Source organism: Enterococcus sp. S86.2 (assembly GCF_059834485.2).
On sequence record NZ_CM206813.1, the window covers coordinates 74144 to 97413 of the forward strand.

General features: G+C 36.0%; 23 protein-coding genes. 16 read left to right on the forward strand and 7 right to left on the reverse strand.

The features are described from left to right. Positions 1-412 precede the first annotated feature (412 nt). On the forward strand, positions 413-1381 hold the full coding sequence (locus AC6R0T_RS00330) for a LacI family DNA-binding transcriptional regulator (protein ID WP_206902987.1): 969 nt from the start codon (positions 413-415) through the stop codon (positions 1379-1381). 270 nt (positions 1382-1651) lie between these two features. Beyond that, on the forward strand, positions 1652-2419 hold the full coding sequence (locus AC6R0T_RS00335; protein ID WP_303753698.1) for an alpha/beta hydrolase: 768 nt from the start codon (positions 1652-1654) through the stop codon (positions 2417-2419). A gap of 185 nt (positions 2420-2604) precedes the next feature. Here AC6R0T_RS00335 and AC6R0T_RS00340 read toward each other — a convergent pair whose 3' ends face one another. Next, positions 2605-3318: a GntR family transcriptional regulator gene (locus tag AC6R0T_RS00340; RefSeq protein ID WP_303753699.1), complete on the reverse strand. Its 714-nt coding sequence runs from the start codon at positions 3316-3318 to the stop codon at positions 2605-2607. 150 nt (positions 3319-3468) lie between these two features. Here AC6R0T_RS00340 and AC6R0T_RS00345 point away from each other — a divergent pair, with 150 nt between their 5' ends. From AC6R0T_RS00345 to AC6R0T_RS00375, 7 genes are all read left to right on the forward strand, one after another. Beyond that, positions 3469-5181: a class I mannose-6-phosphate isomerase gene (locus tag AC6R0T_RS00345; protein WP_303753700.1), complete on the forward strand. Its 1713-nt coding sequence runs from the start codon at positions 3469-3471 to the stop codon at positions 5179-5181. Positions 5182-5196: 15 nt separating this feature from the next. Next, complete coding sequence (locus AC6R0T_RS00350; protein WP_303753701.1) at positions 5197-6126, forward strand: ROK family protein; 930 nt, start codon at positions 5197-5199, stop codon at positions 6124-6126. A 98-nt stretch (positions 6127-6224) separates the two neighbouring features. After that, positions 6225-7496 carry an extracellular solute-binding protein gene (locus AC6R0T_RS00355; RefSeq protein ID WP_303753702.1) on the forward strand — a complete coding sequence of 424 codons (1272 nt, stop codon included), beginning with the start codon at positions 6225-6227 and terminating at the stop codon, positions 7494-7496. Beyond that, positions 7496-8359 (forward strand): carbohydrate ABC transporter permease, encoded by an 864-nt coding sequence (locus tag AC6R0T_RS00360; protein WP_303753703.1) that lies wholly within the window; start codon positions 7496-7498, stop codon positions 8357-8359. The genes AC6R0T_RS00355 and AC6R0T_RS00360 overlap by 1 nt, the downstream gene beginning before the upstream one ends. Before the next feature lie 18 nt (positions 8360-8377). Then, complete coding sequence (locus AC6R0T_RS00365; protein ID WP_303753704.1) at positions 8378-9256, forward strand: carbohydrate ABC transporter permease; 879 nt, start codon at positions 8378-8380, stop codon at positions 9254-9256. Between the two features lie 24 nt (positions 9257-9280). Further along, positions 9281-11668: a glycoside hydrolase family 38 N-terminal domain-containing protein gene (locus tag AC6R0T_RS00370; RefSeq protein ID WP_303753705.1), complete on the forward strand. Its 2388-nt coding sequence runs from the start codon at positions 9281-9283 to the stop codon at positions 11666-11668. 22 nt (positions 11669-11690) lie between these two features. Then, positions 11691-12833: a glycoside hydrolase family 76 protein gene (locus AC6R0T_RS00375; protein ID WP_303753706.1), complete on the forward strand. Its 1143-nt coding sequence runs from the start codon at positions 11691-11693 to the stop codon at positions 12831-12833. Between the two features lie 97 nt (positions 12834-12930). Here the strand turns inward: AC6R0T_RS00375 and AC6R0T_RS00380 are convergent, their stop codons facing one another. After that, positions 12931-14316: a M24 family metallopeptidase gene (locus tag AC6R0T_RS00380; RefSeq protein WP_303753707.1), complete on the reverse strand. Its 1386-nt coding sequence runs from the start codon at positions 14314-14316 to the stop codon at positions 12931-12933. Between the two features lie 265 nt (positions 14317-14581). On the opposite strand from AC6R0T_RS00380, the gene AC6R0T_RS00385 reads away from it, so the two are divergent. Beyond that, positions 14582-14992: a hypothetical protein gene (locus tag AC6R0T_RS00385; protein WP_230709729.1), complete on the forward strand. Its 411-nt coding sequence runs from the start codon at positions 14582-14584 to the stop codon at positions 14990-14992. A 101-nt stretch (positions 14993-15093) separates the two neighbouring features. Here AC6R0T_RS00385 and AC6R0T_RS00390 read toward each other — a convergent pair whose 3' ends face one another. Further along, positions 15094-15750 carry a Crp/Fnr family transcriptional regulator gene (locus AC6R0T_RS00390; RefSeq protein ID WP_206902996.1) on the reverse strand — a complete coding sequence of 219 codons (657 nt, stop codon included), beginning with the start codon at positions 15748-15750 and terminating at the stop codon, positions 15094-15096. Between the two features lie 224 nt (positions 15751-15974). On the opposite strand from AC6R0T_RS00390, the gene AC6R0T_RS00395 reads away from it, so the two are divergent. The 3 genes from AC6R0T_RS00395 (at position 15975) to AC6R0T_RS00405 (ending at position 17801) form a co-directional block, all read left to right on the forward strand. Beyond that, complete coding sequence (locus AC6R0T_RS00395; RefSeq protein ID WP_206902997.1) at positions 15975-16295, forward strand: hypothetical protein; 321 nt, start codon at positions 15975-15977, stop codon at positions 16293-16295. A gap of 109 nt (positions 16296-16404) precedes the next feature. Then, positions 16405-17613 carry an MFS transporter gene (locus AC6R0T_RS00400; RefSeq protein WP_303753708.1) on the forward strand — a complete coding sequence of 403 codons (1209 nt, stop codon included), beginning with the start codon at positions 16405-16407 and terminating at the stop codon, positions 17611-17613. A 20-nt stretch (positions 17614-17633) separates the two neighbouring features. Continuing rightward, on the forward strand, positions 17634-17801 hold the full coding sequence (locus AC6R0T_RS00405; RefSeq protein WP_206902999.1) for a hypothetical protein: 168 nt from the start codon (positions 17634-17636) through the stop codon (positions 17799-17801). A 168-nt stretch (positions 17802-17969) separates the two neighbouring features. Here AC6R0T_RS00405 and AC6R0T_RS00410 read toward each other — a convergent pair whose 3' ends face one another. Then, on the reverse strand, positions 17970-18263 hold the full coding sequence (locus tag AC6R0T_RS00410) for a hypothetical protein (protein ID WP_282461849.1): 294 nt from the start codon (positions 18261-18263) through the stop codon (positions 17970-17972). A 62-nt stretch (positions 18264-18325) separates the two neighbouring features. Further along, complete coding sequence (locus AC6R0T_RS00415) at positions 18326-18559, reverse strand: hypothetical protein (protein ID WP_526159524.1); 234 nt, start codon at positions 18557-18559, stop codon at positions 18326-18328. A 193-nt stretch (positions 18560-18752) separates the two neighbouring features. On the opposite strand from AC6R0T_RS00415, the gene AC6R0T_RS00420 reads away from it, so the two are divergent. Continuing rightward, positions 18753-19214 (forward strand): hypothetical protein, encoded by a 462-nt coding sequence (locus AC6R0T_RS00420; RefSeq protein ID WP_303753709.1) that lies wholly within the window; start codon positions 18753-18755, stop codon positions 19212-19214. Positions 19215-19369: 155 nt separating this feature from the next. On the opposite strand, the gene AC6R0T_RS00425 is transcribed toward AC6R0T_RS00420, so the two are convergent. After that, positions 19370-20491, reverse strand: coding sequence for a permease prefix domain 1-containing protein (locus tag AC6R0T_RS00425; protein ID WP_303753710.1), 1122 nt, complete (start codon positions 20489-20491; stop codon positions 19370-19372). Positions 20492-20687: 196 nt separating this feature from the next. Beyond that, positions 20688-21014 carry a PadR family transcriptional regulator gene (locus AC6R0T_RS00430; RefSeq protein ID WP_206903003.1) on the reverse strand — a complete coding sequence of 109 codons (327 nt, stop codon included), beginning with the start codon at positions 21012-21014 and terminating at the stop codon, positions 20688-20690. 423 nt (positions 21015-21437) lie between these two features. On the opposite strand from AC6R0T_RS00430, the gene AC6R0T_RS00435 reads away from it, so the two are divergent. Further along, the gene (locus AC6R0T_RS00435; protein WP_282461846.1) at positions 21438-21926 is read left to right on the forward strand and encodes a hypothetical protein; all 489 of its coding nucleotides are present in this window, start codon (positions 21438-21440) and stop codon (positions 21924-21926) included. Positions 21927-21973: 47 nt separating this feature from the next. Then, the gene (locus AC6R0T_RS00440; protein ID WP_282461845.1) at positions 21974-23266 is read left to right on the forward strand and encodes an adenylosuccinate synthase; all 1293 of its coding nucleotides are present in this window, start codon (positions 21974-21976) and stop codon (positions 23264-23266) included. The last annotated feature ends 4 nt before the right edge of the window (positions 23267-23270 follow it).

A 23270-nucleotide genomic window follows, 5' to 3' on the forward strand; every position in this document is an offset into this window, starting at 1 on the left:
AGTTTCTCACAGCGGTTTTCGCTGATGTGAAATGATATACGAAGAGAAAATAGAACTCATTTTTTTCAAAAAAATGAATACATTAAAATGAAATAGGATGTCAGTTTCTCACAGCGATTTTTGCTGATGTGAAATGATATACGAAGAGAAAATAGGACTCATTTTTTTCAAAAAAATGAATACATTAAAATGAAATAGGATGTCAGTTTCTCACAGCGATTTTCGCTGATGTGAAATGATATACGAAGAGAAAATAGAACTCATTTTTTAAAAAATGAATACATTAAAATGAAATAGGATGTCAGTTTCTCACAGCGATTTTCGCTGATGTGAAATGATATACGAAGAGAAAATAAGACTCATTTTTTTCAAAAAAATGAATACATTAAAATGAAATAGGAGCGTAAGGCACATGGTTGGTATTAAAGATATAGCAAAAGCCGCAGGGGTATCGATTTCAACAGTTTCATATGCTTTAAACGGCAGCACCAAAGTAACAGAACAAACCCGCCAGAAGATCATGGCAATCGCCAATGAGCTGAACTATGTCCCCAACATGGCCGCCCGCACTTTAAAAAGACAACAAACAAACATTATCGGTGTCTACCTAGCCGATTATGCTGGTAGCTTTTATGGTGAATTATTAGACGGGATCAAACGGGGACTAGCGGCTTACGATTATGAAATGATTGTTTGCAGTGGGCAAAAATCACACTTATTTATTCCAGAACGAATGGTGGATGGGGCGATTATCTTGGATTGGACTTTCCAAACCAAAGAAATTGAAATGCTCGCAAATCGTGGTCATCAAATGGTGGTATTGGATCGTGAGATTGCCAACGACAATATTTCCCGCGTTTTATTAGATAACAAAGGTGGTGCAACCTTAGCGATTGAGCGATTAGTTGCGGCACAGACGAAACATGTTTATCTGGTAACCGGTTCAATGGGTTATGATAATGAACAACGCTTGTTAGCCAGCACGAAAGAATTAACGCGTTTCAATATTAGTTATGAAATAATTGAAGGAAATTTCACAGAACCTTCTGGCTACGCCGCCGCTGAGAAAATCGCGGAGAGGCTCGATCAAAAACAAAGTGAAACACCAATTGATATTTTTTCCTTCAACGATGAAATGGCCGTTGGGATTTACAAATTTTTCGCAGATCGGCCAGAAAAAATTGGACAAGATATTCGGATTGTCGGCTTTGATAATATTGAAATTAGTTCATTTTTAACACCACGATTGGCGACAATCGCCTATTCTAAACATCGATGGGGCATGGTCGCTGCCGAAAAAATTATTCGCCTGATTCAAGGTGAAAAAGTCGAAGACGAAGCTATCTACACCACCTTTGTCTCTGGTAGTTCACTAAGTTAAAAAAACTCCAGTTACCGCAATTTCCAAGTATGACTTCAATTGTACTTGGAAATTGCGGCTGGAGTTTTTTAATTTAACTGAAAGAAAAAGTTCTTTTTGCCAAGGTGTAAGGTGATTTTTCTTGTGAAAATCTTTGAAGAGCAGTGGGTAAATTTGAATTCTTATCAAGCAATAAGTTAGAGGCTATCAGAATGTTATAAGTAACGGTGTAAAAGAAGTGTTATAAAGTAAGAATCAATTTTCACATTTCACATACAAAGGAGTTTTTTTATGACAATTTGTCGGATGAATTTTAAATCACAGGTTTTAGATTTGAGCACCAGTGTCAATGTCTACTTACCAGATAATGAGGTAATGATAGCAGAGGCGCCAATACTTTATTTGCTCCATGGGTGGTCAGATGATTGCAATGCGTGGCTTGATAGTACAAATTTAATACGACAAGCGCAAGCATACCCTTTTGTCATTGTGATGCCGCAAGTAGGTTTAAGTTATTATACGGATATGGTTACAGGAGGCGATTATTTCACTTTTTTGACGAAAGAATTACCACAAAAAATTGCGCAATGGTTTCAAATTATGCCGCAAAAAAAGAAAACTTTTGTCGCTGGGCTTTCCATGGGAGGATACGGTGCTTTTAAATGGGCGCTAACATATCCCGAACAATTTTGCGCTGCAGCTTCCTTGTCAGGTGCACTAGACGTTGTAAATATATGGCGCCAAAAACCAGAGCGTAAAAAGCATCTTGCGGCCATTTTTGGTGATTTGGATTTACTTACAGATAGCCGTAACGATTTATTTGCTTTACTAAAAAATCCGGCGCTAGTAGAAAAATCTTGCGAGACGCATTTTTTCCAAATGTGTGGGACAGAAGATTTTGTTTACGCCGATAATCAACGCTTTTTACAAATAGCAAAAAAAACTTTGCGTAATTTTGAATACCAAGAAAGTCCCGGCGATCACAATTGGGATTATTGGGAGGGAGCGATTGAGCTAGTTTTGAAGCGCTTTGCGGGGATTTATGAGGAAACAGTATAATGATTAAAATAAAGCGTCGTTTCTTTTATGCGTGAAATTTATTTTTTTGAAAATTGTTTATATCCTTTGAAATAGATTCTGAGGTGAAATTCTTATTTATAGTATCTTCATCTCAGAGTCTATTAGTGATGATTTGGGAGTAGGAAATAAAGAATATTGAAGTTTATAAATTAAGATTTTTAAATTCACTTAAAGCTCAGATAGTACTTATATTCACTCCCGATATAATAACATTCTGTATACTCTTTGAATAAGTTTCTTTGGTCACTAGTGAATCTAGTTCTTTTTAAAACAGGCGTATTCTGTGAAATTTTAAGTATATGTGCAACCTCTTTGGTAGGCAAAACAGCTTCGATAATTTCTTCATTATTTGTAACTCGAATATCTAATGTACGAAGTAATTCATAAAAAGAAGCGTAATAGTACTTTTTATCGAGAGGAAAGAAAGATTCAAATTTGAAATAAGTAATAAAATAAGCAAAACCTTTGTTATCAAGCCCTCTTAATCGTTTCAAAATAATTATTTTTTCTCCAATAGGGATATCTAAGTATTTACTGAGTTTTTTATCTGCAAAGGAAGTCAGAACATTGACTTGAAGTGTGGTAATATCAATTCCGATTTCTTTCATTTCTTCAGTAAATCCACGAAAATGGGTGAAATGGTCAGCTTTTTCTTCTGTAAAAGATTTTACATATGTTCCTTTGGGTCTTCTCTTTACTAATAAATTCTCCTTCACAAGTTCTTCTATAGCATTGCGTATTGTTATTCTACTAGTATGGTAAATTTCACATAGTTCCATCTCAGTAGGAATTTTTTCGCCTTCCTTCCATTTCTCAATTTGAATATTTTTTCTTAATTCATCCGCTACCTGTAAATAAATTGGTAAACCATTATACATAAATTATCTCACCTTTCATTGTTATAAACATAATACAATAACTAGAAACACTTGTGCTGTTTGAAGCAATTATAGCCACAAAACGTTATTGAAATCGCTAACAAATTGATTATACTATTGTTATAACAAAAAAACAAAGGGTGGTTTATGGTGTACGATGCAAAACCAAAGATTGAGATAAAAAGAAAGATAGAGACTCTTTCTGGATTGGAAAAAACAGCAAGTAAAGTTATTAATGAAGTCTATGCGGATGATTCTAAAATTGTAAGACTGGAATGTTATCCAGGTGTAGATACAACAAAATTAGAAGCGCAGATTAAGGCGATGGATCCAAAAATTGAGATAAAAACTACAAGTGAATTTTTTTTATCGCCAGATGAAATGGAAGGACGATTAAAAGAAACATTAACAGAGGATCGTGTTTTCGGAAGATTTTGTCATGACGCTTTTATGGATTTTTCGATTCCAAGTAAAGTAACCAATTTCCAATTAACACTTCAAGAAAAAGAGCACCCTGTAATTTTAATTGGTGTTGGGGCATCTCAGATTTTGGCTGAAGGTAGCTTAATCTATGCTAATATTTCGCGTTGGGAGATTCAAACACGTTATAGAAAAGGAATGTCAAACTGGCAAGCAAATAATAAAGATTCAGAATTTCTTCAAAAAGTTAAACGAGGGTATTACTTTGAATGGCCTGCTGCGGATGAATTAAAAAAACAAGTACTTCCTCATTCGAAGTTCATTATTGATTTTAATAATATAGATATTCCTCAAATGTTAGCAAAAGATGATTATTTACAGATTTTAGCTGAAATTCCAAAACAGCCCTTTCGATTAGTTCCATATTTTGATCCTGGGGTTTGGGGCGGTTCATGGATGCAAGATAAGTTTGAAGTGGACACTGACAAAACTAATCTTGCTTGGAGCTTTGATGGAGTACCGGAAGAAAATAGTATTATTTTAAAATTTGATAACGCAGAAATGGAATTTCCAGCAAATGATCTTGTGCTCTTTTATCCAGAATCTTTAATGGGCCCAAAGACATTCGGACGTTTTGGCAGTGATTTTCCAATTCGATTTGACTATCTGGATACTATGGATGGTCAAAATCTCAGCCTACAAGTCCATCCCACGTTAGATTATGCCTATAGAAAATTTGGATTGAAATATACACAAGATGAAAGTTATTACATTATGGACTGCAAAGAAAATGCTTTTGTATATTTGGGCCTCAAAGACGGAGTAAACGAAAAAGAATTGATTGCTGCTTTAGAAAGCAGTCAAATTACTGGCGAATTTGATGCTGATAAATATATTAATAAAATTCCAGTCAAACCTCATGATCATTTTTTAATACCAGCTGGAACGATTCACTGTAGTGGTAAAGATTGTGTAGTCTTGGAAATAAGTACAACACCCAATCGTTTTACATTTAAGCTTTGGGATTGGGATCGTGTAGATTTTGATGGGAAACCAAGGCCAATTCATGTGAATCACGGCAAAAAAGTCATTGATTTTAAAATGACATCAAAAAAAGTTTATTCAGAACTTGTGAACCATTTTGAAATCTTAAGTGAAGAAAATGGAATTATCGAAGAAAAAACAGGGCTGCATCCGAAAGAGCCGATTACAACGATTAGGCATACATTTACAAATACTGTCCACCATAAAACAAATGGCGAAGTTAACATGATTAATTTAGTTTCAGGTTCAAAGGTTATTGTAACGAGCCCTACTGCTGAATTTTCTCCTATGACGATTAATTATGGAGAAACATTTATTGTTCCAGCAAGTGTTAAGGCGTATAACATATCACCAACTAACCAAGAAGAATGTAAAACACTGAAAGCTCATATCAATTAAGGAGGGATGTATCTCGTGGCGGAGAAATTAAATATTTGTTTGGACATCGGCGGCACTTTTATTAAGGGCATGGTTTTTGATGAATTACGAACCGAAAAAATTGAAGGCATTAGTTATTATCCTTCAAAGTCAGATGAATCTAAAAATAAAATCATTGAAAATTTTTACTTAATTATAAAGGATTTATTGAGTCAAATCCCTGATGAATATATTTTATCGTCAATCACTATGGCATTTCCTGGTCCATTTGATTATGAAAGGGGGATTTGTTTAATACAAGGACTAAATAAATACAATTCACTATATAAAGTAAATGTTGGTAGTGAAATAAAAGAACGATTGAATCAGGATTCGAAATTTAAGGACTCAGATATTCCAATTCATTTTTACAACGATGCAGTTGCTTTTGCATATGAGGAATTTTGTAGTAACCAACCTAAGAATTATAAAGGTGCATATTTCACACTGGGGACAGGTTGCGGCTCAACATTTATCGATAGAGGAGAATTTGTGAAAAATGAATACGGTATTCCAGAATCAGGGATGATTTATAATGAAAGATTTAATAATAGTGTAATTGATGATTACATTTCCGCTAGAGGATTGGAAGATATTATTTCTGAAAAGTATGGTTATCGAGTAAACATTGAGAAAATTGCTTCTAAAGCAGAAACAGGGAATAAAGATGCTACTGATATATTTTTCCAGTTTGGTGAAAATATTGGCTTAGCGTTAAGACCATTTTTAGAGAATTTTTCTCCTTCGGCAGTTATTTTTGGAGGACAAATAAGTAAAAGTTTCAAATTTATGGAAGAAGGGTTCAATAAAGGAGTAGGGGATTTAAAGATAGATCACATTGGTGTATCTAAAGATACTTCATACTCAACAATTCGTGGTCTAATGCGCTTAAGCAAAAAACAGGTCATAAATAGTTCAGAAGTATAGCCTAATTTTTAAAAGAATATTTGTTGCTCAAAGTGCGTATAAGTTAAATATAAAAGTAAGTATATCTGAAATATGAATAAAAATAAGGAGTGAGTATTTTGAAAAAAATCGTTATGACCCTGCTAATTGGATTAAGTACTTTGTTGCTAGTGACTGGGTGTGGAAGTAGTGGTAAGGCATCCGGCAATACCGGGGAAGAGAATTCTAAAGATTTAACATTTTGGGGACCTTGGGATGGAGAAACACAAGAGCAAATTCAAGTAATTGTTGACGGGTTTAATAAAGAAAACGATGCGAATGTGAAGTACGTTAGCCAAGCTGATATGATGAATACATTTCAAGCATCATCTATCTCAGGTGATGTGCCAGACGTTATGTTGTGGGATGGAACAGAAGTACGTCGCTATGCCAAAATGAATCAATTAGAACCACTAGATTCGTATATGGAAAAACTTGATGTCCCGCTAGCAGATTATAATGATCAAGCGATTGATGAACTTACCCACGATAAAGAGGTTTACGGGATCCCTATTAATATCGATATTTGGGGTGTTTATTGTAACTTAGATATTTTAAATAAAGCGGGCATTAAGGAAGTACCTAAAAATTGGGAAGAGCTTGAAGCTGCTGCTGTTGCAAGTATGGACGTAGCAGGTGTTAAAACAGGGTTAAATATGAAAAATGCACCAGGGTTATTTAATTCATTTCTCGTTGCAAATAATGGCTCAGCGTTAACTGCCGATGGTAAAAAATTAAATTTGAATGAAAATGCTCTTCAGACTTTGGAATTTTATAAAAAGTTACTTGATGACAAAGTATATTCCACTGATTACTCCGCTTCAAAGGGTTCAGACGGCTTTTTAACAGGAGAAGAAGCAATGACGTTCTGGCCAACTTCTATGTTAAGAACATATAAAAAATATGGAGATAAAATGAATTTTACATTTGTACCAATTCCTGCCGGTGAAGCGGAAGGTGCCAAAGCAGGGGGCATTCAGACGAGTTTTAGTTTAGTAGTGCCACAAAAAGCTTCCAATAAAGAATTGGCAACAAAATTTATAAAGTATGCACTTCATGATGAAAAAAATAGTTTAATTTGGTCTGATATTATTGGCGGTTTTTCAACATTAAAATCTATTCAAAATGATGAAAAGTTTGCAAATGATCCGTACTTGAAAAATGTCTTATCTGAACTAAATAATTGTAAAGTGCGTTCAGATGTTCCTGGATTTATTAATTTAGAGCAAACTTGCTTCATCCCAGAAATCGAAAAAATGTTTGAAGGATCACAGACCCCACAAAAAACGATTCAAGCAATGGATAAACAAGGCAATGAACTGCTTAAAAAATATAGAGAAGAGGGGAACTAGTGAAGCGAAAGACTAATTTGATAGGATGGGGCTTTATCGCACCAGCCATGATCTGTTTTGTTATTTTCTTACTATTTCCTGCCATCATGGCTATTTATTTAAGCTTTACATCTTATAACGGCTTTACACCGAGTAAATTTATTGGGTTAGATAATTATATCAGGTCTTTTCAAGATCCTATTTTTCTTAATTCTTTAAAGAATGTAGGGATTTATGTGGCTCTTTTCGTTCCAATAGTGGTGATTTTATCGTTTTTGTTAGCGGTGTTACTCAACAACAAAATGAAAGGTATTAAAATTTTTAGGATTCTTTTTTACCTACCGTGTTTAACATCAGCAGTTGCATCATCTATGGTTTGGAAATGGCTAATGAACCCTTCTGAAGGTTTGTTAAATCAAATATTTAGACTGCTACACATCCCAACATCGTCTTGGCTCAATAATAGTAAGACTGCGATGATTTCGATTGTAATTATTTGTGTCTGGTCCGCGTTGGCTAGTAATATTATGATTTATTTATCGGCACTTCAAAATGTTCCGGATAGCGTGTACGAATCTGCAGAGTTAGATGGAGCAGGTCCCATTCGTAGATTAGTGTCTATTACATTTCCATTGGTTGCACCAACAACCTATTTTGTAATCACGATGGCATTAATAGGGGCTTTTCAAGTATTCGACCAAGTTTATGTTTTAACTTCTGGGGGACCAGCAAATTCAACAACGGTGCCGCTGTATCTAATATACACAAACGCCTTCAAAGAAGCACAGGTTGGCTATGCTTGTTCGCAAGCAATGATCTTATTCCTTCTTATCATGGCAATCACATTGATTCAAAGAAAATATAACAAGGAATCGCTGATTTAGTGAAAGGGGAATAATTGCATGAATAAAAGAAAAAGAAACTCCCAGATTTCAAATGGACTAAATATGGTAATGTTAATATTTTTTGGGATTGTGTTTACGTTACCTTTTTACTGGACGGTTTTAACCGCAATTCGTCCCAACAGTGAAATCTTTTCTTCGGGGCTTAAATTGTTTACTACTAATCCAACTTTCGAACATTTTGTGAAAGCGTTTAATGTTATTCCTTTTATGGAGTATACCAAAAATACGTTGCTGATTACGGTAATTATAATTGCAACAAATTTAATATTTTGTTCATTAGCAGGATATGCTTTTGCAAAAATTGATTTTAAATTTAGAAAATTTATTTATAGATTACTGCTGTTTAGCGTGATGATTCCAGGTGCAGTATTAATGATTCCTCAATTTTTAGTTCTTGCACGATTTCCTTTAGCTGGCGGGAATAATTTGATGGGTCAAGGTGGTAGTGGTTTTTCAGGTAATTTACTAGGTGTCGTTTTACCTACTGCAATCAGTGTTTTTAATATTATGTTTATGCGCGCCTCATTTATTTCCATGCCAGATGAATTAGGAGAAGCGGCTCGATTAGATGGTGCAAGTGAATTACAGATTTTTTATCATGTTTACTTGCCCCAAGCTAAGCCCGCATTAGCAACGTTAGCAGTCTTTTGCTTTCAAGCAGGCTGGAATTCCTTTATGTGGCCTAATATCATCTTACGAAGTGGTGACTTTAAAGTCTTATCACAAGGACTGCAATCCTTCACAACAAATAACAATGTTGACTATGGTCCAATGATGGCTGCTGCGGTATGTGCCACAATTCCTGTAATTATTATATTTATTTGCGCCCAAAAATATTTTATCAGAGGCATAGCTTTTTCAGGATCAAAAGAATAATTTAACAGATTAAGGGGATATATAATGAGTACAAAAAATAATAAATTTAAAATCTATGTTTTACACTTTTCTCATACAGATGTAGGGTACACGGACACACAAGAAAAAATGAAGGCACATCACGTTGCCTTTATTAAAGAAGTGCTAGATATTATTGATGAACGAGAAGACTTTAAATGGAATTGTGAAACTTATTGGGTAGTTGAATGTTTCTTAAAAGAAGCAAGTCAAAAGGATGTAACTCGTTTTATTGCTGCAGTTAAAAATGGAAGAATTGGATTATCAGGTAGTTACCTTAACTTGACAGAACTTGTTCCAGAAGGTGTCTATCGTGAAATTATGAGTGACTGTAAAAAGCAACGTGATTTACTAGGTATTGAAGCTAAAAGTGCGTTAACTGCAGATATAAATGGATATAGTTGGGGATTTGCAGATATCTTAGCGGAACAAAATATTACAAACCTGATGTCTTGCATTCATACACATCATGGTTATCACCCTATGATGAAAAAGCAAATGCCTTTTTGGTGGGAATCTCCAAAAGGAAAGAAAGTTTTGGTTTGGAATGGAGATCACTATAATTTAGGAAATGAGTTAGGTTTTGCTCAGGCTTCCTCATTTGAATATACCATACAAGATGGTTTAACCTTCTCGGATTTAAATCAATTTGATAAATCTGTTTTACGAATTAAAACGTATGTTGAAACAATCAAAGAACAAGGCTATGAGTATCCATTTGTTCCGATTAGTTTGAGTGGAAATATGACGGATAATTCTCCGGCATCAACTAAGATTCCAGATTTTATTGAAGAATTTAACCAATTAGATTGTGATATTGAGTTAGAGATGTGTACATTAGATGACTTTTTTGACTTACTACAAGCACAAGATCGGATTGAAATTCCGACGTATAAAGGTGATTGGACGGACTGGTGGGCAGATGGTATCGGATCTACACCGGCAGATATCATTCAATATCGTAGAGCTGCTAGAAACTATAACATTGTGGAAAAGATGGATTCAGAACGTCAATTGATTTCAGATGAAATGTTCAAATCTGCTCGTCATGACTTAATGTTTTATGGGGAACATACCTGGGGATATTCATCGTCAATTACTGAACCATATCATCCTCAGGTGAATAATCTAGATCAATGGAAGCGTCTGTATGCGCTTAAAGCGAGTGAGACAACGACGATTATGCTAGAAAAAGTTCAACAAAATTTGGGCGAAACTGCACTCTCATTGCGTAAAGAACTTCAATTTAAAGCGGTGAATCCACATAATCGTCCAGTTAAAGAGATGTTGACAATTGACCTTGAACATTTTTATGGTCATGAAAATTTCGATGTTGTTGACAAAGAAACTGGAGAATTTGTACCATTTCAAATTAGTCGCTATTCTCGTGGTCCCGAAATGTGTATATGGCTAGATATGAAAGAAAAAGAAGAAAAAGTTTTTGTATTAAAGGAGAAAGAAAAACGCCTGAACTCACCTGGTCTAAAAGCATTAACCGGAATCGAAGGTGTTGATGATCTTGCTTGGAGAAGAGCAGAAGAACTTATGACTGGTGGAACAGCAAGTATCGAAGGCATTGAAAATAATTATTTGAAGATTGATTTTAATAAGACTTCAGGGATTTACTCTATTTATGATAAAGTGCGTGACATTGAATATCGTGATAATGATAAACCATATGGTATGTTTACGCCGATATATGAAGTGACACCACGAGAAATGGGAGAAGACTACCTGTTTGTTCGACGGAACTTGGGGCGAAATCGAAAGGCATTTCGAACAGAGCGTAGTGTAGGTAAACTATGTGATGTTAAGATATTAGAAAATGGAGATCTCTACTCCCGAGTTGAACTAAAATATGATCTTCAAGGTACGGGGGATTGCGCTGTAATCCTTACAACATATCACTTAACTCCTAAAATGGATATCGATTTACGATTACACAAGGACAGTGTATGGGAACCAGAGAATGTCTATTTATCATTACCTTTTATTAGTAAAACTACGTATATTGATAAATGTGCATCGATTGTTAGACCTCGTATTGACCAACTTCCAGGAACTTGTGTTGATTTTTATTCAATACAAAATGGTTTAGTTTTTGAAAATGATAAATCGCAGATTCTATTGAGTTGCCAAGATACACCACTAATTTCAATGGGAACATTAGATGCACATAATATTCGTCTAATGGGTGATGATGTTTCCAATACAGCAGAAGTTTATTCTTGGGTTATGAATAATTTTTGGGAAACTAACTTTAAAGCAAGTTTAGGTGGTTTTTATCAATTCCACTACGAGATGGAAATTAGTGATAAAAAAGATGTTGCAGATTCGTTTGAACAACTTGAAGCAATGAACGAAGGCGTATTACAGTTCTATACGTTTGAGTAAGCTTAAAAGCCGGAGGAATATTATGAATGGTAATGAACGGATAGAATTTTTAGAAGCAATCATTAATAGCTATGCCATCGATGAAGAAAAAGGAATTTATAAAGAATATGCACCACCAAAGACAGAAGATATTCCTTATGCGTATTTATTCTCTCAATTTGGATTGACAGGAATGTTATATTTTGCTGTCAAATCTGGTTTAGAGGTAAAAAAGCAGTATAAAAGTGCATTGGATGGTTTGAACTATTATAGATCAATGCCATATGATGATGATAGTATCAAGTATCATTCTGAACGCGGAGAAAACTATAATGGTGGTCATGCTACCTGTTTTTTTGATGATAATATTTGGGTAGCGAGAAATAATCTCTTTGCGTATGAAATTTTTGGAAAAAAAGAATATTTGCTGGAGGCCCAGAGAATCACTCGTTATATTTATAAAGGCTGGGATGAAGAATTAGGCGGTCTAGTATGGAATGAGCTTGGTTTAACTCCAAAAGGTAGTGAGCAAGATCTTGAAAGAGGGCTTTCAGCCAATGCTTGTTGTATCATTGTAAACAGTCTACTTTATCAAATCACAGGAGAAGAGTCCTATTTGAATTGGGCCAAAAAATTTTACAAATTTTGTAAAAGAATGCAAGATCCGGTAACAAAAGTCTATTACAATGGTGTTCATACTATCGTTGAGGATGCGAAGAAACATTCTGGTGCCATTAATAAAGACCTCTATGCTTATAATTCAGGCAGTATGATATTAGCAGATATCTTGCTTCATGAGATTACTAACGATGATAATTATTTGCAAGATGCCATTGCTTGTGCACATGCAACACATAAAGCATTCCTTGTTGATAAGGAGGATAATTTGAAATACTATGATGGGTTCAATTGGTTTACTGCAATTCTGATTGAAGGATATCAAGCATTGGTAGAATATCCTAAGACTCCAGATTCTGATCGTGAGCTAGTTTTGAGTTATATGGACATGGTTAAAGAAGGGTTAACATATTCATTTGACAATTTTAAATCTGAATATGGCCTACTGCCCCACGACTATACTATTGGTTGGCGAGATAATGAACCAGAAGAAACAAAAGTGTTTGATAGGCTGTTTTTAACGCAAACTGGACTGGCTGAAATGGTATTTTTAACAGCTGATAAATAGTGCAGATGTGAAATAATTGAATCCAATTAAAAGTCGCGCTGAAAATGTATGTTTTTAGCGCGACTTTATTTTTTTTAATATATTAGTAGCCTCCTCTTTATCCCTTCACAAAAGCTAAGTCTTTTGCTAAGAAGAAGGGAGTGTAAAAGGCGACACCGCTTGATAGTGGCAAGACGTGGTCAGGTAAAGTGATATTAAGTGTTTGGCGAATGTATTCTTGTCGGGTTTTAATGCGTTGCCAAACTGCTGGGTAATTTGCGGCTAACTCTTGGCGGAGGTTAGCGTCGGACAAAGCGACGCCGTTTTCGCAGCTGACGCCAGCAAAGCCTGCGACCGCAGGAATGATGTCAATTTGCAGCAACATTCCTGAAGTGAGTTTAACGGACGAATTTTCCTTCACGGGCGAAGACATCCACTCTTCATCAGCGGTTAAGTGACCAGGATTTAAATGCCAATGATACGTATTTTGGGGCAGGACATCTTCAATTATTTGATACAATTGCCCGCCTGTCATTCCGATTTCAATTTGCTCTAACCACGTTGTCACAGCGTTAAAGTAAGGTTGCGCAACTTTGGACAAATAATTTTCTTGTCCTTTCGGTAATTCTTTTGCAGTGTGAATAACATAGCCACTGCGACTAGCTAAACCACCTTTAAAGCCAGTCGTTAAAGACATTTTATCTCCTAATTGAATTTTTTTGTCAGTTGGGGAGATAAAGGCGTTCAAAAAGCGCTCGCCACAAGCTGCAATCGGCATAACATTTGGTGTTTGCCCATAGCGCACGAGGTGACTAGCGACCTCCATTTCCGTTTTGCCGAGGTTTACGGCATCAAGGGCGCTTAATACGCAGTCAGAAGCCAGACTGGAGCCAAATTCATAATAGGCGATTTCGTTGGCGTTATTTGTTGCACGCACGCCATAAGCTGGATGAATAAAGATGTCACTGCGATTTTCAATCTGACTTTTTGGCGCGGCGGCCTCTAATGCTGCAAGGATAAAATGCGGGACATCAAAAAGCTTGCGATTGTCTTCTTGAGCGCTGGTAAACATTTTCCAACCGATAACGCCAATATTTTGCTGTTCGTTTGAGATTTTTGCTGCTTGTAAAACAGCTGTCAAAGATTTTTCACCGTTCATTGGCTGGTCGGGCAGTGAAAATTGCGGATAATGCAGCAGCGTCGCAGGTAGGCGGCTGTGTTGATTCATCTTCAAATTTTCATTTCCGGAGATGAAAAAAGCGGTCCCGTCTTGATGTAAAACCAGCAGACTTTCTTCAAAGCGGGTCATAAAACCCGTTAAATAAGAAAAATTACTGCCGTGTTCTAAATCGCAATATATAATGATGCTGTCGATGTTCTCTTTTTGCATTGCAGCTAACACTTTTTCTTTTCGTAACGCCATTGTTTCATCGGTCAGATGATAAATTTTTGCTTCGTTGTCTTTAGTAGGCGGCGTTACTTTTTTTAATTCAATTTTCGCCATGGGAGACCTCTTTTCTTGGTTTACGTCTTTAGAATCAATTCTTTCTTTTATATTACGCAAAAAAGAGTAAGAAACGAAGTCTTTTTCATCATTCTTACTCTTTTTTTGCTAATATGTAGGTATTTTTGCGAAACGATCATATTTTTTTGTGCTTTTACTGTAATTGGTACAGCCAGAGTAAGTTATTTCAATAGTAATCACAACGCCAATTTACAATTTTCTGCTAAACTAAAAGTAGTTTCAAAATGACGAAAGTGGGATTGTGATGGAAAAGATATTGAAGAAGATTCCGGCTTTATTAGCCAGCAAGCTTTCTATTTTTATTTACCTATTTCTATTTTTTTATTTGGTCATCTTTGCCTTTTTAACCAAATTAATTCCAGCTTTAAATTCGTGGGCGCCGGATAATAATGTCCAATTAGTCTTGGGCAATTACACGAATGTATTGAGCGCACTGGGGGCTTCCATTGCGGCTGGCAATGGCGTGGCGGTACGATCAAAAATGGATAAAATGCAACGCCGGCATGAAGATATGCACCAAGAGCTGTCAGACAAGATTGCCGAACTACACAGCAAACTGGAACATCTGGAAGCATTGCGCTCCGCAGAAAGCACAGCAGCAAAAAATGATGGGACGAAAGCTGAACAGATAGTGGACAGTGATAAAATTGAGTAAGTAAAAAAACATGAACCAGCAAAAAGAGGCATAAAGTCCTTCAAAAATTGCTGGTTCATGTTTTTTTTACCGGCGGAAGGATAAATTTTTACCCAACTTCATTAAAAAATAATATTATCCTTAATAATCTCAAGGTCTAAAATTATAATTTTTCGCCTTTTCATGGTGATGGCGCCCATATCTTTTAGTTGTTGCATCATGCGGTTGACGCTACTGGCAGAAGCGATGCCGCAAAAATGCGCAATTTCTTCGTTGGTAACGACAAAATCGATTAATAAGCCTTCGGGTGTTTTTACGCCAAAGGTATCGTAAAGTTCATAAATTTGCGTGCAGACGGCACCAAATTTGCCATTCATCAACATTTGTTGCATGCGTTTCATGGAATGCAGCAAACGCACGCGGTAATAATCTTTTACAAAAAGCTGTAAATCCAAGTTTTGATTGATGTCTTTCCAAAACTGTACCCGATCGATTTGATACAATTCTGCTTTACAGGATTCCACGCGAATATTAAAGGGTGCATCAATAAATTGGGAATATTCATCTTTTAATAGTGAAACAATTTCCAAGCTGTTGATATAGCGCAAATTAAATTCTCGTCCATCGCGGGAGATGACGCTTGTTTTAATCGTACCGCTTTTTAAAATGTAAACATTTGAGTCTTGCAATCCCTCATAAGTTAAATACTTTTTCTTCTCCTTAACCACTACCGGAAAATCATGAGCTTGTAAATAGTCCTCCAACACTCGATTATCCATTCAAGTAACCGCTCCTTAGCCTTTTTTAAGTAACTTTCATTTTTTTTCAGAAAAATACAGTTAGCACTATTTAAACTGATAAAAGCTAGAAAAACAATAACAAATGTTAATGTTTTTTGTTTTTGCGAAATCTTTTTAACTTTTTTTATGCACAAAATCGCATTTTTTCTCTGCTTTGTATCGCTATACTAAGGCACACAACGAAAAGAAAGAAGGAAATTTTCATGAAAGAATGGAAAGAAATGATTTTAGAGCGATTGGACGCGGCGTATAAAGCACGATTTGAAAAAGATCAAGCGCTAATTTTTTTAAATGATGCCTATCAAGATGTCTTATTCTGGAAAATGCAAGTAAATGGTAGTGAGAAAACTGACTTTACGGCATTTATGGCGGAATTTATGGAAGTACGGGATTTATTTATTGGTCTTTTAGTAGATCGTTATCCTTCAAATTACCGGGAAGTAGAAGCAAAATTGGAACATTTGAAAACAGGAAATATTCCTGAAACAGAATTTGTTGCCAATTTAGCGGAATCTTTTGCTTAAGGATAGGCTGCAAAAAAATTTTTAAAAATTTTCGTCAGGTTAAATATCATTTAGTTTACGAAATGTTTAAAAAAAGAGACGGAAATCAAAAATTCTAGGAGGAAAAAGATTGGAACACCAAGCAGAAAAATTATTTAATAAAGGCTTTATTAGTATCACCCTCATTAATTTTGTTGTGTATTTAGTGTATTATTTGTTAGTTGTCATTATGGCGGTCATTGCGCAGGATAATCTTCACGCGACATTAGGACAAGCGGGACTTGCAACCGGCATTTATATTTTAGGAACTTTATTAGCCCGCTTAATTATCGGAAAAACATTAGAGCTGTGGGGACGAAAAGCCGTCTTGCGCTACGGGGCGCTATTTTACTTAGTGACCATGATAGCTTACTTGTATATGCCGACAATTGGGATGATGTATTTGATCAGATTTTTAAATGGCTTTGCCTACGGAACGGTTTCAACAGCAACCAATGCGATTGTGACCGCCTATATCCCCAAAGCAAAATACGGTGAGGGCATTAATTACTACGGCTTATCTACAAGTTTAGCTGCCGCAATTGGACCGTTAATCGGGATGGTATTACTAAATACGACGAATTTTTATTTTATTATTATTTTTTCCATTGTTTTGATCTTCATCACGACAATTGCTTGTTTTGCCTTTCCAGTCAAAAATATTGTTTTAACCAAAGAACACCGAGAACAATTGTCAAAATGGACCTTTGATAGTTTTGTAGAAAAGAAAGTTGCCTTTATTTCCTTTATCGGCTTTTTGATGGGGCTAGCTTACTCAAGTGTCTTGGCTTTTCTTTCTTCATACGCCAAAGCAATTGATTTAGTAGAGGCAAGTTCATTGTTCTTTGTTGTTTATGCACTGGTCATCACTTTTACACGACCAATGTCTGGGCGTATCTTCGATTTACGGGGTGAAAATTATGTGATGTATCCCAGCTATCTCTTCTTAACTGGCGGGCTCTTTTTATTGAGTATCACCAACGCTAGCTGGATGTTGCTTTTAGCCGGTGCCTTAATCGGTTTAGGTTATGGAACCTTTATGTCAAATGGCCAAGCGATTTGTTTGAAAGTCAGCGAAGATCACCGCATTGGGATTGCACTGTCCACTTATTTTATCGGTCTTGATTTAGGTCTTGGCATTGGGCCTTTTGTTTTAGGGGAATTACGCAGTGTTTTATCTTTCCAAGGAATCTATTTAGTAGCAGGCTTTTTACCTGTAATTTGTGCAATTTTATATGGCATTTTTTATCGGGTAAAAACGAGTGAAAAGAAAGAAAATCTTGTCGTAGAAGAAGATTAAACCTTACAGGAGGCAAAAAAATGAATACAGAACAAATCACAACCTTATTGCAGCAAGTGTTGGTGAAATTAGAAGAAACCGACCAGTGCTTAGAAGAAATCAAAGCCCAAGAAGCTGCCCAAGTGCAAAATACTAAAAAATACCTTTGTGCCATTCAAGAAGTGATCCAAAACAATAATGTTATGTAGTAAAAAGCTGTCAGGTGACAGTTTGAAAACTGCTAACTAAGCTGACTAGAAAATTCTATGTATGACAAAACAGTTAAGATTGTTTTATTAAAAAATCAAAAAATTAGGCAAATAAAAATACCGCGGAAACCAGTAGCTGTTTTCTGCGGTATTTTTTTAATTTGTAAATTATGAGATATCTAAGAGTATAACAAGGAAAATAATAATACAAGTAGTTGTCATATACAGCATGTTTTCAAATTTTCGTGTCTTTGTTTGAAATAATAAACCAGGCTCAGTCGAAAAGAAGTTGCTACGGTATTTCATTGGAATAAAATTTCCAATTAATATCCCTACCAACAAGAGATAAAAAGGCCAGTTTTGTGTCATTCCCCTAGCTAAAAAGGCCCATACAAGAGAAATTCCATAAATGATAGACTGAATGAGTGTCACAATGAAAAAAATTTTTTTATCCTTATGCAAGGACTATTCCTCCTGCTACATTATATTTGTTTCATTTTACCATTCCCTTGGCCTTACTGTCCCTAAACAAAATAAAAATAACTGATATGATTAATTAAAATAACGAATTTTTGATTTGGAAACACAATTAAATGTGATAAGATTAATCCAACCAACAAGAAAAGGGTTTCAAAAATGGTGAAAGCAAAAGCTGTACTAGCAACTTCAATGATGATAGCCGGAGGCCGTTTAGCAGCATGTAAAACTGATGTGCAAGCGCCAGCAAGGTAAAAAAGTAGTGGAGAATACATATTCATAAGCTTAGTTAAAAGAGAACACAATTAACGGATCAATAACGAAAATTGAAGATACGAAAGACAGTGCTGAAAATCCGGCAGTACTGATTACATCTGAAGTAATCAAAAAAGCTATTCACTTACAGCCCGGGCAAATGCTGTAAAATTTACTCCGTAGTAAAACCAATAATAGAAAAATGTAAAGGAAACCTTCATGAAAAAAGTAATTGTTGCAATTTTAGGAATAGCCATAACACTAGGAGGAATTTTATTGATTAACTCCGAAATGAAAGACAATTCAGTGCAGACAAAAAATGATAGTTCTTCAACAAAAGTCGACAATGATTCAGTCAAGTTCAAAATTGTGGATGGAAATAAAGAAGATTTGGGAAGAAACATAAGTCTGGATAATTTAGATTCCGGAGAAATTCTTTTTATTTTTGATTATCTGCCGATGTCTTATTATTCGGGTATCTTTTTAGATGGCAAACAGGTGCAACAAGCAACACGCGCTACCAAACGGGAGTGGGGCTTTTATTTGACCGAAGATGCGCATAGTGATTTCTTGAAAATAGGAAATCATGAAATTGATATAAAAATATTTAAAACCAAAGAGGATATTCAGGAAGATAATGTTTTTGAAGACGTACATTTTGAATATTCAATCCAAAAATGATGCCACGAAGAAAATCCAAGCAAAAAAAGTAAAGTCAGTTTGTAGTGTGTACGGCCCCCAGAAGTTAGAGCAAAATTCTAGCCTTTGGGATCGGTACAGTTGCTGAAACTGACTTTACTTTTTTATTGTTAAAAATTGGCAGGTTTTGGGTAGCATTACTGTTTATTTTTGAAATATTTTAAAATGCTGTCTTGGAAAATTCCGGCGATAACAAAAATCAGCCAAGAATAACCCCAACCGCCAAAAATAAAGGACCAGATAAGGTAGATTACAACGACAGCCGGCCAATAAACCGTAGAAAACATGCCCACAAGGGGTGCGTTTTTGCCATAAATATGCTGACGGGCATTTGGACCAGGCTCATCTTCATCTGAGATAAAAATAGGACCATTATCAAATCGTTTGTAATAAGCTTGCACAATACTGCCGTAAATAATTAAAAAGGCACCCAGACCGGCGATAATTAAAAACAGCGTAATACCTAAATGCTCACTGTATTGGAAAATAAAAATAGGCATAAAAGAAACGATACACATAAAAATACCCGCAACCAGTGAAAAACTAAAACTACGGTGATATTGCTGGGCGTACATTTTACCTGTTTGGCGCACATCTTCTTTAATTGGACGATCATCCAATACTTTGTGGGCACCAGAAAATTTCATTCCTGCGGTAATAAACATGGTCACGGCGACCGCTACGAGTAAAAAGAAGCCCGCCAAGCCAAGAGCATCAGAACCCCCCCCACCTTGAAAAACAAGGAAAGCAATGGCAACAACGCAAAGTAGGACGCCGCTGGCAATGAAAAGCGCAAATTGACGGATCATACTCCAGTAATCTTCTGCTTCACTTAAGGTAATAGGATTGGCTAAATTGTAGCTGTAATCTTCATCTGCAGCATCTTTTTGATTTGGATCTTCTTCTGCAAACTCTTCGTGGTTGGCTCGCCAAGCAGCTTTGGAAAAGTCTTCTTCGTCGAAATTAAAGTCATCATCCAAACTATTTTGTGTTTTTTCATTGGCTTTTTGGATCGTTTTGCTTGCTGGTGGGGCTTGGGGTATTTCCCGCTTTAAGTCTAACTCTTCTAGTAATTCATCGATTGAACCAAATTCGGTAATAACAGCGCCGATTGCTTCATGTTCATTTTTTCCCTCAGCAATTAATTCGTTGTAATGGTCTTCCATCAAGGCCAGTAAATCTTCTTTTGCTTTTTTTGTTTCCGGCGTGATGGGGACATTTAAAAACAAACTATCTAAATACTCTGCGATAATTTTCATTTTTATTCCTCCTAGTTTGATCGCTGTTAGATTTTGTTATCAGACTAACAACGCAGTCCATATTTCAAATTAAAGCTGTCTTTTTTAAGTATTTTTAAGTGTGAAGTTAAAAGACCTTTTTATTTTCCAGCTAAAATTGAAGTAGCGTAATGACGATTTATTTTTGTACGGGTTTAAAAATATGTGCAGCAATTATTTAGGAGCCAATTAAAAAACGATCTACGACTTTTTTTGTCTGCTCCCATTCGGCGATCTTTTCTGTCAAAGCACTTTTACCGGCAGCGGTGATGGCATAGTAGGTACGTTTTTTCCCGTGGGTCACCTCACCGGGATAAGAAGTAATAAAGCCAAGTTTCCCCAAACGCGTAAATGCGGAGTAAAGCGTGGTTTCTTTGATGACATAGATTTCGTCGGTGCGTTCTCTAATTTCTTTTGAAATCGCATAACCGTAAGAATCACCTTCTGCCAAAATGGTTAAAATAATCGCATCGTTGTAACCGCGAATCCCATCGCTTGAAATCATAGTGTCACCGCCTTTTATAATTACTTCATCTGTCGTAATAATAATAGCATGTTTACTACGACAGATGAAGTAAAAAAACTTAATTTCACAAAAATCAGTCGCAAGTCTGATTTTCTTTTGACAAGGGGCTGCTTTTTTTCGTTGTTAAAGTGAAAGGCAAAATTTTTTTGCTGTGTTTGGCAGCTGGAGCCTAGATGAATAGGAGCGGGATATTCATTTAACTCAGTTGCTATTCACGGATAAAGGTTGTGACACAAGGAGCGTTTTTATAAATAAGTCGAAATTTCACAAAAATTTGAGGAACGATGTTCACAAAATTTTAGCTTTTTTTGAAGCTGAACACTTTTATCCCAAGTTCAAAAAGCTGATTGCAAGTCCAACTGTAGGTCGCAAATAATATTCAAAAAAGAAAGGAGCAATGCGATGTATTGCCCATTTTCAGCCAAACAAGTCTTTGGCTTAACAGCAAAAACTCTAACCAAACGCATCAAAACCTACTATCAAGGGGAAGAATTTGATGAAAGGATTTACTTACAGTTGTTGAAATGTTTTCAAATACGGGAATACCTTGCACAAACGCCCGAATTTCCCGCTGCTTGTTTTGCCCGCGAACTTGCAGAAATTTATACAAAAGAAGAATGGAGTCTTTGGCAGCTGAAATTTTTCTATGACTTAAAGCGATTTTTTGCTGCTAAAAATTGGGTATTATTTTCTAAACGTTACATTACAAAAATTCGTCAGCTGGGCTATGCTCTTGTCAGCTGTCTTAAAATAAATCAAAAAACTCGTGTGCAAGTGGAGCAAAATAAAAGTGCTGAAATTTTGACTACGTTGTTTAATGTTCGTGTTTTGGCTCGTTTGAAGAATAAATTAAAATCATTATTCGAGAATAAGTTGAATAATTCCAGTTAACCTGATACAATAGTTCAGGATTGAATAAAAGAAAATGAGGTGTTCGTATGTCATCAGTAGTAGTTGTGGGGACACAATGGGGCGACGAAGGAAAAGGAAAGATCACTGACTTTTTAAGTGAAAATGCAGAAGTTATCGCACGTTACCAAGGCGGCGATAATGCGGGACACACGATCAAATTTGATGGTGTGACATATAAATTACATTTAATTCCCTCAGGTATTTTTTACCGGGAAAAAATCAGCGTGATCGGTAACGGCGTCGTAGTGAACCCGAAATCATTGGTGCAAGAACTGGCTTATTTAAAAGAACACGGTGTTGCTACTGATAATTTACGTATTTCAGATCGCGCCCATGTTATTTTGCCTTACCATATTAAATTAGATCAATTGCAAGAAGATGCAAAAGGGGATAACAAAATCGGCACGACCATTAAAGGAATCGGCCCAGCTTACATGGATAAAGCAGCGCGGGTTGGGATTCGAATTGCTGATTTACTTGATAAAGAAATCTTTGAAGAGCGTTTACGTATCAATTTAGAAGATAAAAATCGTCAATTTACCAAAATGTTTGACAGTGACGCAATGAACTTTGATGATATTTTTGAAGAATATTACGCCTATGGTCAAGAAATTAAAAAATATGTGACAGATACTTCAGTTATTTTAAACGATGCTCTAGATGCAGGAAAACGCGTTTTATTTGAAGGGGCACAAGGGGTTATGTTGGATATCGATCAAGGCACATACCCATTTGTAACTTCATCAAATCCAGTTGCCGGCGGTGTGACAATTGGTTCTGGCGTTGGTCCTTCAAAAATTAATAAAGTTGTCGGTGTCTGCAAAGCCTACACTTCTCGTGTGGGAGACGGCCCGTTTCCAACTGAATTATTTGATGAAACTGGTGAACAAATTCGCGAAGTTGGTCGTGAATATGGTACAACAACAGGACGTCCGAGACGGGTTGGCTGGTTTGACTCTGTCGTGATGCGCCACAGCAAACGGGTTTCAGGGATTACCAATCTATCACTAAACTCCATTGATGTTTTAAGTGGTCTTGAAACGGTTAAAATTTGTACGGCCTACGAATTAGACGGCGAATTAATTTACCACTATCCAGCCAGCTTAAAAGAATTAAATCGTTGTAAACCTGTTTATGAAGAATTACCAGGTTGGTCAGAAGATATTACAGCCTGCAAAGATTTAAGCGAATTACCAGAAAATGCCCGCAATTATGTGCGCCGTATTTCTGAATTAGTCGGCGTCCGCATCTCAACATTCTCTGTCGGACCAGACCGTAACCAAACCAATATTTTAGAAAGTGTTTGGGCACAAATTTAAGGTA